Annotated in this window: 14 protein-coding genes; all 14 read left to right on the top strand. The window is 63.9% G+C overall.

Annotated features, from left to right (window positions below; translation table 11 throughout):
- The first annotated feature begins 327 nt into the window (after positions 1-327).
- Positions 328-3,924, top strand: a complete 3,597-nt coding sequence (locus M9952_15650; protein MCO5314356.1) for a DNA-directed RNA polymerase subunit beta — start codon at positions 328-330, stop codon at positions 3,922-3,924.
- A 5-nt stretch (positions 3,925-3,929) separates the two neighbouring features.
- A complete protein-coding gene (locus M9952_15645; protein MCO5314355.1) occupies positions 3,930-7,853 on the top strand; it encodes a DNA-directed RNA polymerase subunit beta' in 3,924 nt (1,307 codons plus the stop codon).
- A 168-nt stretch (positions 7,854-8,021) separates the two neighbouring features.
- Positions 8,022-8,393: a 30S ribosomal protein S12 gene (gene rpsL, locus M9952_15640; protein MCO5314354.1), complete on the top strand. Its 372-nt coding sequence runs from the start codon at positions 8,022-8,024 to the stop codon at positions 8,391-8,393.
- 2 nt (positions 8,394-8,395) lie between these two features.
- Positions 8,396-8,866 (top strand): 30S ribosomal protein S7, encoded by a 471-nt coding sequence (gene rpsG / locus M9952_15635; protein ID MCO5314353.1) that lies wholly within the window; start codon positions 8,396-8,398, stop codon positions 8,864-8,866.
- A gap of 69 nt (positions 8,867-8,935) precedes the next feature.
- Complete coding sequence (fusA, locus tag M9952_15630) at positions 8,936-11,035, top strand: elongation factor G (protein MCO5314352.1); 2,100 nt, start codon at positions 8,936-8,938, stop codon at positions 11,033-11,035.
- A gap of 54 nt (positions 11,036-11,089) precedes the next feature.
- Positions 11,090-11,440: a GTP-binding protein gene (locus M9952_15625; protein MCO5314351.1), complete on the top strand. Its 351-nt coding sequence runs from the start codon at positions 11,090-11,092 to the stop codon at positions 11,438-11,440.
- 293 nt (positions 11,441-11,733) lie between these two features.
- Positions 11,734-11,880 (top strand): hypothetical protein, encoded by a 147-nt coding sequence (locus tag M9952_15620; GenBank protein ID MCO5314350.1) that lies wholly within the window; start codon positions 11,734-11,736, stop codon positions 11,878-11,880.
- Between the two features lie 33 nt (positions 11,881-11,913).
- The gene (locus M9952_15615; GenBank protein MCO5314349.1) at positions 11,914-12,267 is read left to right on the top strand and encodes a hypothetical protein; all 354 of its coding nucleotides are present in this window, start codon (positions 11,914-11,916) and stop codon (positions 12,265-12,267) included.
- A gap of 162 nt (positions 12,268-12,429) precedes the next feature.
- The gene (locus M9952_15610) at positions 12,430-13,773 is read left to right on the top strand and encodes a beta-lactamase family protein (GenBank protein ID MCO5314348.1); all 1,344 of its coding nucleotides are present in this window, start codon (positions 12,430-12,432) and stop codon (positions 13,771-13,773) included.
- 115 nt (positions 13,774-13,888) lie between these two features.
- Positions 13,889-14,206, top strand: coding sequence for a 30S ribosomal protein S10 (gene rpsJ / locus M9952_15605; GenBank protein ID MCO5314347.1), 318 nt, complete (start codon positions 13,889-13,891; stop codon positions 14,204-14,206).
- 253 nt (positions 14,207-14,459) lie between these two features.
- Positions 14,460-15,119 carry a 50S ribosomal protein L3 gene (rplC, locus tag M9952_15600; protein ID MCO5314346.1) on the top strand — a complete coding sequence of 220 codons (660 nt, stop codon included), beginning with the start codon at positions 14,460-14,462 and terminating at the stop codon, positions 15,117-15,119.
- Positions 15,119-15,754 carry a 50S ribosomal protein L4 gene (rplD, locus tag M9952_15595; protein ID MCO5314345.1) on the top strand — a complete coding sequence of 212 codons (636 nt, stop codon included), beginning with the start codon at positions 15,119-15,121 and terminating at the stop codon, positions 15,752-15,754. Before rplC ends, rplD begins: the two co-directional genes overlap by 1 nt.
- Positions 15,751-16,050, top strand: a complete 300-nt coding sequence (gene rplW, locus M9952_15590) for a 50S ribosomal protein L23 (protein ID MCO5314344.1) — start codon at positions 15,751-15,753, stop codon at positions 16,048-16,050. The genes rplD and rplW overlap by 4 nt, the downstream gene beginning before the upstream one ends.
- Before the next feature lie 11 nt (positions 16,051-16,061).
- A complete protein-coding gene (rplB, locus tag M9952_15585) occupies positions 16,062-16,898 on the top strand; it encodes a 50S ribosomal protein L2 (protein MCO5314343.1) in 837 nt (278 codons plus the stop codon).

The following is a 16,898-nucleotide window of genomic DNA, read 5'->3' as shown; positions in this document are numbered from 1 at the left end:
GATGGCATCGCCCTCCCTCGCCGTTTTGCCCTGCTCGCCACCTGCCCGCCAGCCGCCAATCTGCCTGTTCTCCGATAACCAGTGGTCGTGATCACGACCACTGGTTATCGGAGAACAGGCGGGGGAGCGCGGGAGAACAGGCGGGGGAGCGCGGGAGAACAGGCGGGGGAGCGCGGGAGAACAGGAGTGGCGGCTTGACCGCCTGTCAGAGGTGTTCCTATGATTATGGGTTGCCGTCCGTTCTGGTTTTCCGCTTCCCGTTTTTCGAACGGTTGAGCGCGTACCGCAACGGCGACCGCTGCATCTCCAAACGACGAGGAGTAGGCCTTGGCCTCACGTTCCGAAATTCGGGATCGCTATTCGTTCGGAAAGCTTGAGCAGGTTCTCGAGCTGCCCGACCTGATCGCCATCCAGCGCGAATCGTTCGACTGGTTCTTGTATCAGGGCCTCGCGGATGCGTTCCGCGACATCAGCCCGATCAAGGACTTCACCGAAACCCTTTCCCTCGAGCTCGAGTTCGATCCCAACGACGAGGACCTTCGTCCGCCGCCCAAGTTCACGGTGGAGGAGTGCAAGGAGAAGGACATGACCTTCTCCGCACCGATCTTCGTGCGTGCCCGCTTCGTCAACCAGAACACGGGTGAAATCAAGGAACAAACGGTCTTCATGGGCGACTTCCCGATGATGACCGAAAAGGGCACGTTCATCATCAACGGCACCGAGCGTGTCGTGGTGTCGCAGCTCGTGCGTTCCCCCGGCGTCATCTTCCAGCCCGGCGAGCGGTTCCGTCTTCGTAACCTCGCCAAGCACCAGTTGGTCACCGGCACCATCCACCCCTACCGCGGCGAGTGGATCGAATTCGACGTCGAGCAGAAGCCCGGCAAGGACGTCACCGCCGGCACCCGTGTGGCCCGCAAGCGTCGCCTCGGCATCTTCACGCTGATCCGCGCCCTCGGCTACGACGAGGAGAACGAGCCCGGCTTCCTCGACCGCTTCGTCAACCACTTCCACTTCCTCGAGGGGCAGTGGGAAAAGGAGCGCGACATCGCTCCGACCCAGGACGAGGCCCTCATCGAGATCTACAAGCGCGCCCGCCCCGGCGAGCCGCCGACGATCGACTCGGCCCGCGCCTATTTCCGCAACGCGTTCTTCGAGAGCCGTCGCTACGACCTCAGCCGCGTCGGTCGCTACAAGCTGAACCGCAAGCTCGGCCCCGAGATCGCCCGCCTCGAAGAACTCTTCGGGCTTCAGGACATCGATTACCCCGAGGCCGACCAGCCGGTGCTCAGCCGCATCGAGGTGCTCGCAGCATGCACCTACCTGCTGAACCTCGCCGCCGGCGAGCCGGGTTACCGCCTCGACGACCAGGACCACTTCGCCAACCGCCGCATCCGCTCGGTCGGCGAACTGATCCAGAACCAGGTGCGCATCGGCCTCAGCCGTATGGAGCGCGTGGTTCGTGAGCGCATGACCACCCAGGACGTCGAGGCGATCACGCCTCAGACGCTCATCAACATCCGCCCGGTCGTGGCCGCCATCAAGGAGTTCTTCGGAACCTCCCAGCTGTCGCAGTTCATGGACCAGGTCAACCCGATCTCGGGACTGACCCACCGCCGTCGCCTCTCGGCGCTCGGCCCCGGCGGCCTCAGCCGCGAACGCGCCGGCTTCGAGGTCCGCGACGTCCACTTCAGCCACTACGGCCGCATGTGTCCGATCGAAACCCCTGAAGGCCCCAACATCGGTCTGCAGGGTGCGCTCGCCACCTTCGCCCGGGTCAACCAGTTCGGCTTCATCGAGTCGCCGTACCGCAAGGTCGTCGACGGCAAGGTGACCGACGAGATCGTCTACCTGCCGGCCGATGAGGAAGAGGAATACGTCGTCGCCCAGGCGAACGCCGCCCTCAACCCCGACGGGTCGTTCGTATCGGACAAGATCCTCGTGCGCCGCTCGCCGCAGGCCCGTTCGCTCAGCGACCTGAAGCTGCAGCTCGAGCGCGACGTCTTCCTCGGTTCCACCACCGAGATCTCGGCGGTCGAGCCGAGCGAGGTCCAGCTCATGGACGTGTCGCCGCAACAGATCGTGTCGGTGGCCACCTCGCTCATCCCGTTCCTCGAACACGACGACGCCAACCGTGCCCTCATGGGCGCGAACATGCAGCGCCAGGCCGTTCCGCTGCTGCGCGCCGAGGCGCCCTACATCGGCACCGGCATCGAGTCCCGCGCCGCCCGCGACGCCGCCGACATGATCCTCGCGCTCGGCGACGGTGTGGTGAGCGAATGCGACGGCCGCACGATCACCGTCGACTACACCGAGTTCGGTCGCAAGGTGTATCGCCTGCACAAGTTCGAGCGGTCGAACCAGGACACCTGCATCAACCAGAAGGCGATCGTGACCGAGGGCCAGAAGGTCACCAAGGGCACGGTGCTCGCGGAAGGCCCCTCCACCGACAACGGTGAACTCGCTCTCGGCAAGAACCTGCTCGTCGCGTTCATGCCGTGGGAGGGCTACAACTTCGAGGATGCGATCATCCTGAGCGAGCGTCTCGTGAAAGACGACGTGCTCACCTCGATCCACATCAAGGAACACGAGGTCGACGCCCGCGACACCAAGCTCGGCCCCGAAGAGATCACCCGGGACATCCCGAATCTCAGCGAGGAGATCCTCGCGGATCTCGACGAGCGCGGCATCATCCGCGTCGGCGCCGAGGTCGAACCCGGCGACGTGCTCGTCGGCAAGGTGACCCCGAAGGGTGAAACCGAACTCACCCCCGAAGAACGCCTGCTGCGCGCCATCTTCGGCGAAAAGGCCCGCGAGGTGCGCGACACCTCGCTCAAGGTGCCCCACGGCGAGGTCGGCAAGGTCATCGATGTCAAGGTGTTCAGCCGCGACGAGAGCCACGAACTCGCCCCCGGCGTCAATCAGCTGGTGCGGGTGTACATCGCCCAGAAGCGCAAGATCTCGGTGGGCGACAAGCTCGCCGGCCGCCACGGCAACAAGGGCGTCATCTCCAAGATCCTGCCGCTCGAGGACATGCCGTATCTCGCGAACGGCACCCCGGTCGACATCATCTTGAACCCGCTCGGCGTTCCGTCTCGTATGAACGTCGGCCAGGTCATGGAGACCCACCTCGGTTGGGCTGCCCGCTGGGGTTGGGAGGTCGACGGCAAGCGTGTCGGCGAGGAGCCGATCCGCGGCACCGAGTCCAAGACCCGCCCCAAGACCCGTCCGGCCACCCTCATCGCCACCCCGGTGTTCGACGGTGCGAACTGGGACGAGGAAGAACTGTCGGGCAGGCACCCGACGATCAAGAAGATCTTCCAGAACCTGGTTCCCGAGTCGAGCGACCCGGTCTACGGCGACGGTGGGCGTCTCATCGGAGACGACGGCAAGGTCACCCTCTACAACGGCCGCACCGGCGAGGCCTTCGAGAACCCGGTGACCGTCGGTTACAAGTACATCTTGAAGCTGGCCCACCTCGTGGACGACAAGATCCACGCTCGTTCCACCGGCCCGTACTCGATGATCACCCAGCAGCCGCTCGGCGGTAAGGCCCAGTTCGGCGGCCAGCGCTTCGGCGAGATGGAGGTGTGGGCACTCGAGGCGTACGGCGCCGCCTACTGCCTCCAGGAGTTGCTGACGATCAAGTCCGACGACACCCTCGGCCGCGTCAAGGTCTACGAGGCGATCGTCAAGGGCGAAAATATTCCCGAGCCGGGCATCCCCGAGAGCTTCAAGGTGCTCATCAAGGAGATGCAGGCCTTGTGTCTGAACGTGGAAGTGCTCTCCAAGACCGGCGAGGAAATCCACATGCGCGAACTCGATGAAGACTTCTTCCGCGCCGCGGAGGAACTTGGCATCGACCTGTCCCGACCCGAACGTGGGTCCGATGAAGAAGATGCCCGCCGCCAGGCGGAGAGGGGCTGATCCCGTTGCTCGACGTCAACAACTTCTCACAACTCAAGATCGGTCTGGCCACCGCGGATTCCATCCGCATGTGGTCCAACGGCGAGGTCAAGAAGCCCGAGACCATCAACTACCGCACGCTCAAGCCCGAAAAAGACGGCCTGTTCTGCGAGAAGATCTTCGGTCCGACCAAGGACTGGGAGTGCTACTGCGGTAAGTACAAGCGTGTGCGTTTCCGCGGCATCATCTGCGAGCGCTGCGGCGTCGAGGTGACGCGTTCCAAGGTGCGCCGCGAGCGCATGGGACACGTCGAACTCGCCGCTCCCGCGGTCCACATCTGGTACCTGCGCGGCACCCGTTCGTGGCTCGCCTACCTCCTCATGGGCACCACCCCCAAAGAGGAACTCAAGGCCAAGCAGCTCGAAAAGGTCATCTACTTCGCTGCGAACCTGGTGACCTGGGTCGACGAGGACAAGCGCCAAGAAGACCTGCCGGCACTCGAGGCCGAGTTCCTCGCCGAGCGTGACGAGATCGTCAACGAGCGCGAGGTCGAACTGGCCCGCCGCCACGAAGACCTCGAGGGCGAGGTCGCCCAGCTCGAGGCCGACGGGGCGAAGGACTCCGACATCGCGTCGCGCCGCAAGGCCGCCGACAAGGACCTCGTGAACATCCGCGAGCGCTACGAGGCCGAACTCGACATGTTGCAGCGGGTGTGGGACGAGTTCCGCAACCTGTTCGCCCGACAGATCATCGAAGACGAACTGCTGTGGCGTGAGCTCGCCGATCGTTTCGGCGACTACTTCGAGGGCGGCATGGGTGCCGACACGATCAAGAAGCTGATCGACCGCCTCGATCTCGACGAGGAGGAGCGCAAGCTCCGCGACCTCATCGACCCGCCCGACGGCGGCAAGCCGCTCAGCGCCCAGCGCAAGCAAAAGGCCATCAAGCGGCTCAAGATCGTCTCGGACTTCAACCTTCGCGACGACAACGGCAACCGCGTCAACGACCCGCGGGCCATGATCCTCGACGTCGTGCCGGTGATCCCGCCGGAGCTGCGCCCCATGGTGCAACTCGACGGTGGCCGCTTCGCCACCTCCGATCTCAACGATCTGTACCGCCGCGTCATCAACCGCAACAACCGTCTCAAGCGCCTGTTGGACCTCGGTGCCCCCGAGATCATCGTGAACAACGAAAAGCGCATGCTGCAGGAAGCGGTTGACGCACTCTTCGACAACGGCCGACGCGGCCGTCCCGTCACCGGCCCGGGCAACCGTCCGCTCAAGTCGCTGTCGGACATGTTGAAGGGCAAGCAGGGTCGGTTCCGCCAGAACCTGCTCGGCAAACGCGTCGACTACTCCGGCCGTTCGGTCATCGTGGTCGGCCCGACCCTCAAGCTGCACCAGTGCGGTCTTCCGAAGCTCATGGCCCTCGAGCTGTTCAAGCCGTTCGTCATGAAGACCCTCGTCGATCGCGAACTGGCCCAGAACATCAAGTCGGCCAAGCGAATGGTCGAACGTCGTCGCCCGCAGGTGTGGGACGTCCTCGAAGACGTCATCAAGGAACACCCGGTGCTGCTCAACCGTGCCCCGACGCTTCACCGCCTGGGCATCCAGGCGTTCGAGCCGGTGCTCGTCGAAGGCAAGGCCATCAACGTGCACCCGCTGGTGTGCACCGCGTTCAACGCCGACTTCGACGGCGACCAGATGGCGGTGCACCTGCCGCTGTCGGCCGAAGCTCAGGCCGAGGCCCGCGTGCTCATGTTGAGCTCGAACAACGTGTTGAGCCCGGCGCACGGTCGACCGCTGGTCACCCCGACCCAGGACATGATCATCGGCGCCTACTACCTCACCGAACTGGTGGAGGGTGCCGACGGCGAAGGTGGCGTCTATCGCCGCATCGACCAGCTCGAGCGTGCCTGGGAGGCGGGGGAGCTGTCGCTTCACGCCGAGATCACCTGGCGCGATCCGAGCCAGCAGACCGGCACCGACGACGAGGGCCGTCCCGTCTACCAGACGACGACCGCCGGGCGCGTGTTCTTCAACCGCACCCTCCCGGAGGACTTCGGCTACCAGAACAAGCTCATCACCAAAAAGGAGATGGGCGAGATCGTCGATCGTCTCGCGGCCGAGTTCCCCAAGGCCGTCGTGAGCCGTTCGCTCGACGACCTCAAGGGCCTGTGTTTCAACTTCGCCATGCGTTCGGGCATCACCATCTCGATCAACGACGTCAAGACCCCGGCCGCGAAGGCCGAGATCCTCGAACGTCACGAAGGTGAAGCCGAAAAGGTGGAACAGCAGTTCCGCAAGGGCATCATCACCGACGGCGAGCGCATCCAGAAGGAAGTGGAGATCTGGTCGGAGGCCACCACCGAGGTGACCAACGCCATGCAGGACATGTTCAAGGTCCAGCAGTTCAACCCCATCGAGATGATGGTGGGTTCGGGTGCTCGCGGAAACATGATGCAGGTCCGTCAGATCGCCGGCATGCGTGGCCTGGTGGCCAACCCCCGTGGTGACATGATCCCGCGCCCGATCAAGCGGAACTTCCGCGAGGGCCTCGACGTGCTCGAGTACTTCATCGCCACCCCCGGTGCCCGTAAAGGCCTCGTCGACACCGCGCTTCGTACCGCCGACTCGGGTTATCTCACCCGCCGTCTCGTCGACGTCGCCCAGGAACTCATCATCAACGACGAGGATCCGTTCGCAGCGACCCAGGTTCGTGGCCTGTGGATCGAAGACGTCGCCCCCGACACCGCAGCCAAGCGCACCTACCTCGAGACCCGCCTGTTCAGCCGGGTGATGGCCGACGACGTCACGTTGTCAGACGGCACCGTCATCACGGCCGGCACCATGATCGACACCCCGGTCATGGTGGCGCTGCGCGACGACGCCGGTATCAACCGGGTTCGTGTGTTGTCGCCGCTCACCGATGAAAGCGAGGTCGGTATTTCGGCGGCCTCCTACGGCATGTCGCTTGCGACCGGCCGCGACATCGAGGTCGGCGAGGCCGTCGGCGTCATCGCCGCACAGTCGATCGGCGAGCCCGGCACCCAGCTGACGATGCGTACCTTCCACACCGGCGGTATCGCCGGAGCGTCGGGTGACATCACCGGCGGTCTTCCCCGTGTCGTCGAGTTGTTCGAGGCCCGCACCCCGCGCAACAAGGCGGTGCTCGCCCGCACCAGCGGCGTGATCCGCATGGGCGAGGACGACGGCAAGGGCCGCGTGGTCATCGTCGTCGGCGACGACGGCGAAGAAGACGTGTACTCGATTCCCCGCGAGTCGCGCCTCGAGGTCAAAGACGGCCAGGAGATCACCGCCGGTGACGCGATCGTCGAGGGTCCCCGCGACCCGAAGGAACTGCTGGAGATCAAGGGCGTCCGCGCCACCCAGCAGTACCTCGTCGATCAGGTCCAGAAGGTGTACCGCGATCAGGGCGTGTCGATTCACGACAAGCACATCGAGCTCATCGTTCGTCAGATGACCCGTCGGGTGTCCATCCAGGACGCCGGAGAAACCGACTTTCTTCCCGGCGAGCGCGTGGATGCCCGCGTGTTTTCCGAAGTCAACCGTCAGATGGTGTCCGAGGGCCGCAAGCCGGCCGAAGGCCGCCCCGAACTGATGGGTATCACCAAGGCGTCGCTGGCCACCGATTCGTGGCTGTCGGCGGCGTCGTTCCAGGAGACCACCCGCGTGTTGACCGAGGCCGCCATCGGCAGCCGGAGCGACTCGCTGCTCGGCCTCAAGGAAAACATCATCATCGGCAAGTTGATCCCGGCGGGTACCGGCATGACGACGTATCGCGACGTCGCCGTCGATGCCCCCAACTTCGAGCCGATGGCGTACTGGACCGAGGATGAAGGCCAACGTCCGGAGGAGTGGCTCGCCGAGGCGTCCACCCCGAGTGCTGAGATCATCGACCTCATGGCGGGTGGGACCTCGGCCGTCTAGGCCGAGCCCACCCTCCGCATCCCGAGCCGGAACGTGTCCGGCTCGGGAAGTCTTTTGCGGCCCTTTGCGCCGCACCTGTAGCCTGACCCACGGTTTTCTGCGTCCCAGATCGCTGACTCGGTCCGACGGCAGGTCCAACCCATGTACTGAGTTTTTGAAAGGTTCGCTGTGCCCACCATTGAGCAGCTGGTCCGTAAGGGCCGTCAGACCAAGCGCCGCAAGGAGGCCACGCCCGCACTCAAGGGTGCGCCGCAACGCCGTGGGGTCTGCACCCGCGTGTACACCAACACGCCGAAGAAGCCGAACTCCGCATTGCGCAAGGTCGCTCGTGTGCGCCTCACCTCCGGTATCGAGGTCACGGCGTACATCCCCGGTGAGGGCCACAACCTCCAGGAGCACTCGATCGTGCTCGTTCGCGGTGGTCGTGTGAGGGACCTGCCCGGTGTTCGTTACAAGATCATCCGCGGCACGCTCGACACCTCCGGCGTGCGCGACCGCAAGCAGGCCCGCAGCCGTTACGGCGCGAAGAGGGAGAAGTAGGAATGCCCCGCAAAGGACCAGCCCCGCGTCGTGAACTGATGCCCGATCCGGTCTACCGGTCGGTGCTCGTCACCCAGATCACCAACAAGGTCCTTCAGCGCGGCAAGCGCTCGACCGCCGAGCGCATCGTGTACGACGCCCTCGCGCAGATCGAGGCCAAGACCGGCACCGAGCCGATCGCCACCCTCAAGCGTGCCGTCGACAACGTCCGCCCGCAGCTCGAGGTCCGTAGCCGCCGCGTCGGTGGCGCGACCTATCAGGTGCCGGTCGAGGTTCGTCCCCGCCGCGCCAACACCCTCGCCATCCGCTGGCTCGTGGGGTACTCCCGCCAGCGCCGCGAGCGCACGATGGCCGAGCGTCTCGCGAACGAGTTGCTCGATGCCTCCAACGGCGTGGGCGCCTCGGTGAAGCGTCGCGACGATCTTCAGAAGATGGCCGAGTCGAACCGGGCCTTCGCTCACTACCGCTGGTAGTTCTTCGAGGCGGTCGCACCGTGAGGTGCGGCCGCGCTTACGCATCACGAACGCAGAGAGACCACAGACATGTCGCAGTTCCCCCTCGATCGCACCCGCAACATCGGCATCATGGCCCACATCGATGCGGGCAAGACCACCACGACCGAGCGCATCCTCTATTACACCGGCAAGAACTACAAGATCGGTGAGACCCACGAGGGTGGCGCCACCATGGACTGGATGGCACAGGAACAGGAGCGTGGTATCACCATCACCTCCGCCGCCACCACGTGCTTCTGGAAAGACACCGAAAAATCGGTGGAACACCGCATCCAGATCATCGACACCCCGGGCCACGTGGACTTCACCGTCGAGGTGGAGCGTTCGTTGCGCGTGCTCGACGGCGCGGTCGCCATCTTCGACGGCGTCGCCGGTGTGGAACCGCAGACCGAGAACGTGTGGCGCCAGGCCGACAAGTACGACGTCCCGCGCATGTGCTTTGTGAACAAGATGGACCGTACCGGTGCGGACTTCTTCTACGTGCTCGGCACCATCCGCGACCGCCTCGACGCCAAGGCCGCGGTGCTGCAGATCCCGATCGGCGCAGAGTCCGACTTCGCCGGCATCGTCGACCTGGTCACCATGACGGCCTGGATCTGGAACTCCGAGGACATGGGCGCTTCCTGGACCGAGGGCCCGATCCCCGACGACCTGCAGGCAACCGCGGACGACTACCGACAACAGCTCATCGACGTGTTGTCCGAACACGACGAAGCGCTGATGGAAAAGTTCCTCATGGAAGAGGAAATCACCGTCCAGGAAATCCGCGACTCGATCCGTGAGGGCACCCTGCATCACGGGGTCGTTCCGGTCATGTTGGGGACCGCGTTCAAGAACAAGGGCGTGCAGCCGCTGCTCAACGCGATCTGCTGGTACATGCCGTCGCCGGTCGACATTCCCGCCATCGAGGGCACCAACGCCCGCGGCGACGAACCGTTGACCCGCAAGCCGGATGCGAAGGAGCCGTTCTCGGCGTTGGCGTTCAAGATCGCCACGATGCCCCACATCGGCAAGCTCACCTACATCCGCGTCTACTCGGGCACGCTGACCAAGGGCGACCAGGTCACCAACATGCGCACCACCGCGAAGGAGCGCTGCGGTCGTCTGCTCGAGATGCACGCCATCGAGATGAACGATAAGGACACCATCTATGCCGGCGACATCGTCGGTGTGGTGGGTCTCAAGAACACCCGCACCGGCGACACGCTGTCCGACACGAACAACCAGATCGTGCTCGAGTCGCTCGACTTCCCCGACACCGTCATCTCGGTGGCGGTGGAGCCCAAGACCAAGGCCGACCAGGACAAGATGTCCAAGGCGTTGTTCTCCCTGTCGGAAGAAGACCCGACCTTCAACGTGCGCACCGACGAAGAGACCGGCGAAACCGTCATCTCCGGCATGGGCGAGTTGCACCTCGAGGTGCTCGTCGACCGCATGATGCGCGAGTTCAAGGTCGACGCCACCGTCGGCAAGCCCCAGGTCGCCTATCGCGAGACGGTCACCTCGCCGGTCACCAGCATCACCTACACCCACAAGAAGCAAACGGGTGGTTCGGGTCAGTACGCCGAGGTCACGATCAACATGGAGACCACCGGCCCCGGCGGCGGTTACATCTTTGAAGACTCCATCTCGGGTGGACGTATCCCGAAGGAGTACATCCCTTCGGTCGATCACGGAATCCAGGAGGCCATGACCAACGGTGTGCTTGCGGGATTCCCGACGGTCGACATCAAGGTCGAACTGGTCGATGGCAAGTACCACGACGTCGACTCCTCGGAGATGGCGTTCAAGATCGCTGGTGTCCAGGTGTTCAAGGAGGCTGCGCGCAAAGCGTCGCCGGTGCTCCTCGAGCCGATCATGGCCGTTGAGGTCGTGACCCCGGACGACTACATGGGCGACGTCATTGGCGACCTCAACAGCCGTCGCGGCAAGGTCGGCAAGATGGAGCAGCGTGGCAACAACCAGGTCATCCAGGCCGAGGTTCCGCTTTCGGAGATGTTCGGCTATTCCACCGACCTCCGGTCCAAGACCCAAGGTCGAGCCACCTATAGCATGGTGTTCAGTAGCTACCAGCAGACACCGCGCAACGTTCAAGAAGAGATCGTTGCCCGAGTGACCGGCCAGTAACCGGACCCACCCCTTCACAACTCAAGAACTACACCGAAAAGGTAGGAACAGGCCATGGCCAAGGAAAAGTTTGAGCGGACTAAGCCGCATGTGAATGTTGGCACGATGGGCCATATCGATCATGGCAAGACGACGTTGACTGCTGCGATTTCGAAGACGTTGTCGGATCGTGTTGCTGGGAACACGGCGACGGATTTTGAAAACATTGATAAGGCTCCGGAGGAGCGTGAGCGTGGTATCACGATCAATGTTGCTCACGTTGAGTATGAGACCGATGCACGGCATTACGCGCACGTGGATATGCCGGGTCACGCGGATTATCAAGAACATGATCACAGGTGCTGCGGTGGATGTAAACGATCTTGGTGGTGTCAGCTGCTGATGGTCGATGCCGCAGACTCGTGAGCACGTGTTGTTGGCTCGTCAGGTTGGTGCCGGCAGTTGTTGCTCTGGCTCGGGACCGACATGGTCGATGATGAGGAGCTGTTGGAGCTGGTGGAGATGGAAGTTCACGTGACTTCTTGATTCCTATGACTTCCCTGGTGATGAGATTCCGGTGATGCCGGTGTCGGCGTTGAAGGCCCTGGAGGGTGATTCGGCGGCGCAGGATCAGGTGATGGCGTTGAGTGGGCAGGTGGATACCTATGTTCCGGAGCCGGTGCGTGATTTAGACAATAGTTCCGGTACCGATTGAGGATGTGTTCTCGATCACGGGTCATTATGTACTGATGGTGACAGGCAAGATCGAGCAGGGGATTTTGCATACGGGTGATGAGATCGAGATCATTGGTGCGGACGCAGAAGACGACGTGTACTGGTGTGGAGATGTTCCGCAAGTTGCTTGAAGTGAAGTTCAGGCTAAGGACAACATTGGTGCGTTGCTTGATGGTACGAAGGAAGAGGTTCAGCGCGGTCAGGTTTGGCGGAAGCCTGGTTCGATTACTCCGCATACTGAGTTTGAGGCGAACGTGTATGTGTTGGAAGTAGGGATGAGGATGGCCGTCATAAGCCGTTCTTTTCGAACTATCGTCCGCAGTTCTATTTCCGTCGCCACTGACGTGACGGGCAATATCACGTTGCCGGCTGGTACGGAGATGTGCATGCCTGGTGATAACACTGAGATGCATGTGGAGTTGATTGCTCCGATCGCGATGGATGAGGGGTTGCGTTTCGCGATTCGTGAGGGTGGTCGTACGGTCGGCGCGGGCCGTGTGACCAAGATCCTCAAGTAGGGCCGAACGTCCAACGGCGCGATCGTCTGCGCCGGTGCCACCCGTGTGGTTGGGGGGGTGAGCCCGGCCCCCCCCCGGGCCCCACCACCGTTTTCGGCCGACGTTGGATCGCCCTCGCGGGCGCGAGGTACCATCCGTCGGCGTTGTTGAGAGGGGAGACCTATGGGGACGAAGAGGTCGACGCGTCGGCCGATCCGAACGGGTCGGGTGGCGCTCGTTGGTGTGATGGTCGCCGCGGCGAGTGCGTGTCAGCCCTACATCGTGATGTCGACCGCCACCGAGCAGGCGATCAACCGACCGGTCGCCGGCACCGATCGGGTTGAGGCGGCCTGCGATCTGCCGGCAGCGGGCGACCGTTTCGCGCGGGCGACCCCCGAAAGCGTCGGAATAGACCCGAAAATCCTCGACTGGGCACTCGAGGCGACACGAAACGCACTCACCGCATCGGTGCAGGTCTACCGCCACAACTGTCTCGTCGCGACCGCGGGCCCCGAGGGGGCCAACCCCAATCAGCAGTTCCAACTGTTCTCGATGACCAAGAGCGTCGTCGCGCTCGGCGTGGGTCGAGCGGTGACCCTCGGTCTGGTCGACGTCGACGACCCCATCGGGAACTATCTCGACGGCCTCGACGCCGCCCACGGAGCCCTCACCCTTCGCCAGCTCATGACCCAGAGTTCGGGCTTGCGTTTCGGTTGGGCCAACGACCTGGCCGGGTCGGTGGAGAACTCGCTCGATCAGGCCCTCACCATGCCGATCTCGCACGCTCCCGGAACCGACTTCGAGTATGCGCAGACCACCGTGAACGTCGTCGCCGCGGTCGTCGCATCGGCCGCAGGCGTCGATTTCCAGGAGTTCATGGACCGCGAACTGCTCAGCCCGATCGGCATTTCGCGGTCGAGGTGGCAATGGTGGCGCGACGCGGTCGGCAACACCCAGGGCTACGCCTGGCTCACGATGACCTCGGGCGACGTGGCCCGTTTGGCTTCGCTGGTGTTGCACCAGGGCGCGTGGGAGGGTCGGCAGCTGATCGACCCCGCCTATATCGCGGCGATGTCGGCGCCGAGCGCGACGAACCCGGGCTACGGCTACCTGGTTCAGGTCAACTCCGGGGATTGGTGGATCGAGAGCTTCGGCGGCCGACGCTATGAAGGGCCGCGGCTCACCTCGGCCCCGGCCGATACCGTCATGTTTTCGGGGTTCTTGGACCAGGACGTGTTCATCGTGCCGAGCCTCGATCTGGTGATCAGTCGAAACGGGTTGCCGATGGAGAGCCGGTGGCGTTGGCGCCTGTTCAACCGCCTGATGCCGGCGTTTCCCGAGGTGTCGGCGGTCGACCCGGCGGCGCCGATGCCGCGTTCGACCGATATCCACATCGACTGGGAACAGATCGCCGACGTGGAGACGTTGCTGCGGCGCCTGTCGACCAACGGCGGCGCCGTTCCGGTGGCCGACGCGGTCGGTTCGAACGTGCCCAGGGTGCTTTCCGACACCGGTTTGACGCGCTGACTCGGCGCGCGACTAGAGTGATTCGCCGTGCCACGCCGCCGCGTGGCGGTTGATCCTTGGCAATTCGAAGTGCAACGGGCGCCCGGATGGGTGCCCTCGAGAAGTGTGAGAGAGCATGGCTGAGCAGAAGATTCGCATCCGTCTCAAGGCGTACGACCACGAGATCATCGATCAGTCGACGAAGAAGATCGTCGAAACCGTCGTGCGGACCCAGGCCAAGATCAAGGGCCCGATTCCGCTGCCGACCGAAAAGAACCGTTTCACGGTCATCCGCTCGCCACACAAGTACAAAGACTCACGCGAGCACTTCGAAATGCGTGTTCACAAGCGGCTCATCGACATCCTCGAGCCCACCCCCAAGACCATCGACTCGCTGCAACGCCTCGACCTTCCGGCTGGCGTCGACATCGAGATCAAGATCCAGAACGCGTAGGTTCCCAGAACCTCGCGCACCGGGTTTGGTGTCGGCTCGCCGCCGGCACTAACCTCCAGACATCGTGTGACCGGGCAGAACCTCAGGTTCGGCTGGCACACAAGCGAAATCGACGTTCGAGCAGGCCCGCTTCGGCGGGAACCGATCGGCAAACCAAGAGTTCGCTCCGCTAGCCCGTGCTGTGCGGAGCGTTCGCGTGAGGGCTCCGCTGTCCGCCGTTGGTGAGACATGAGCCTAGGAGTGAAACCTCGTCATGGCGACGAAGACAATCGTTGGTGAAAAGGTCGGGATGACCCAAGTGTGGGACGAGAACAACAACGTTGTTCCGGTCACCGTCTTGTCGGTCACACCCGTCCGAGTAGTCCAAATCAAAACCCCCGAAACCGACGGGTACAGCGCGCTGCAGGTCACCTACGGGTCCAAGGACCCGCGCAAGGTGACCCAGCCGGTGCTCGGCCACTACGACAAGGCCGGCGTCGACCCCGGTGTTCGCCTCGTCGAGTTGCGCATCGATGACGTGGCCTCCTACGAGCTCGGCCAGGAGATCACCGTCGACCTGATGGAAGCCGGCGAACTCGTCGACGTCACCGCCATCAGCAAGGGCAAGGGCTTTTCCGGTGCGATGAAGCGTCACAACTTCTCCGGCGTCGGCGCCAGCCACGGCGCACACCGCGTCCACCGCAAGCCCGGCTCGGTCGGCCAGTGCGCCACCCCGTCGCGCGTCTTCAAGGGCAAGAAGCTTCCCGGCCAGTACGGCAACGAGAAGGTGACGATCCTCAACCTGAAGGTCGTGCAGGCCGACGCCGAGGCGAACCTGTTGCTGGTCAAGGGCGCCGTGCCCGGACCCAACGGTGGCCTCGTCCTCATTCGCGACGCCGTCAAGGGCGGCCAGGCATCGAAGGGCGACAACTGATGGCAAACATCACCCTCAAGAACCCGGCCGGTAGCTCCGCCGGAACGGTCGAACTCGACGACGCCGTGTTCGGCCTCGAGCCGAACGTGCCGGTCATGCACCAGGTCGTCGTGGCCCAACTCGCGGCCGCCCGCGCCGGCACCCAGTCCACCAAGACCCGCTCCGAGGTCCGCGGCGGTGGAGCGAAGCCGTTCAAGCAGAAGGGCACCGGCCGTGCACGCCAGGGCTCCATCCGCGCCCCGCAGTGGCGCGGTGGCGGTGTCGCCCTCGGCCCCAAGCCCCGCAAGTACGACCAGCGCACCCCCAAGAAGATGAAGAAGCTCGCGCTGCGTTCGGCCCTGTCCGATCGCGCCGCCGACGACAAGGTCATCGTCGTCGATAGCTGGAACTTCGACACCCCGAGCACCAAGTCCGCCGTCGCGGCGCTCGCAGCGCTCGGAGTCGAGGGCCGCGCCCTGATCGTGTTGACCCCGACCGATGTCAACGCGTGGAAGAGCTTCCGCAACATCGACAAGGTGCACGTCATCACCATCGGTGAGCTCAACACCTACGACGTGCTCGTCAGCGACTACGTCGTGTTCACCCAGGAAGCGCTTCCGTCGAGTGCTCCCGCCACTTCGGAGGACGAGGCGTGAAGGATCCCCATACCATCATCATCCGCCCGGTCGTGAGCGAGAAGTCCTACGGGCTGATCGACCACAACGTGTACACCTTCGTCGTCGACCCGTCCGCGACCAAGATCGAGATCCGCCAGGCGGTCGAAGCGATCTGGCCGGGCCGCAAGGTCGCCAAGGTGAACACCCTTGTCCGCAAGGGCAAGTCCAAGCGCGGTCGTCGCACCAACAAGACGACCTCGTTGCCCGATCGGAAGCACGCCATCGTGACCCTCACGACGGACAGCGCCGAAATCGAAATCTTCCAGGCCGGCTAAGAGGGACGAACATGGCACTTCGAAAGCGCAAGCCCACCAGCCCCGGTCGCCGCTTCCAGACCGTCTCGGACTTTTCCGAGATCACCTCGACGACTCCCGAAAAGTCGTTGCTGGCACCGAAGCACCGCACCGGTGGACGTAACAACTACGGACGCAAGACCTCCCGCCACCGCGGTGGCGGCCACAAGCGTCAGTACCGCATTATCGACTTCAAGCGGACCAAGGACGGCGTGCCGGCCAAGGTCGCGACGATCGAGTACGACCCGAACCGCACCTGCCGCATCGCGCTGCTGCACTATGCAGACGGCGAAAAGCGCTACATCCTCGCCGCCAAGGACCTCAAGGTCGGCGACGTGGTGTCCTCCGGTCAGGGTGCCGACATCCGACCCGGCAACGCCCTTCCGCTGCGCTACATCCCGGTCGGTACCGTCATTCACAACGTCGAGTTCTACCCGGGCGGAGGCGGCAAGATGGCCCGCTCCGCCGGTGCGAGCGTGCAGCTCGTCGCCAAAGAAGGCGACTTCGCCACCCTGCGCCTGCCCTCGACCGAAATGCGCCGTGTTCCGATCGACTGCCGGGCAACCGTCGGCGAGGTCGGCAACTCCGAACACGAACTCATCAAGATCGGCAAGGCCGGTCGTAACCGCTGGAAGGGCATCCGTCCCCAGACCCGCGGTGTTGCGATGAACCCCGTCGATCACCCCCACGGTGGTGGTGAAGGCAAGACCTCGGGTGGTCGTCACCCGGTGTCCCCGTGGGGCAAGCCCGAAGGCCGTACCCGCGACAAGACCAAGCCGTCCCAGAAGCTCATCGTGCGCCGCCGCCGTACCCGCGGTTCGCGCCGATAA

Source organism: Microthrixaceae bacterium, from assembly GCA_023957975.1.
Classification (GTDB): Bacteria; Actinomycetota; Acidimicrobiia; order Acidimicrobiales; family Microtrichaceae; genus JAMLGM01.
The sequence above is the reverse complement of the archived record's forward strand: the minus strand, read 5'-3'. Positions and strand labels throughout refer to the sequence as shown.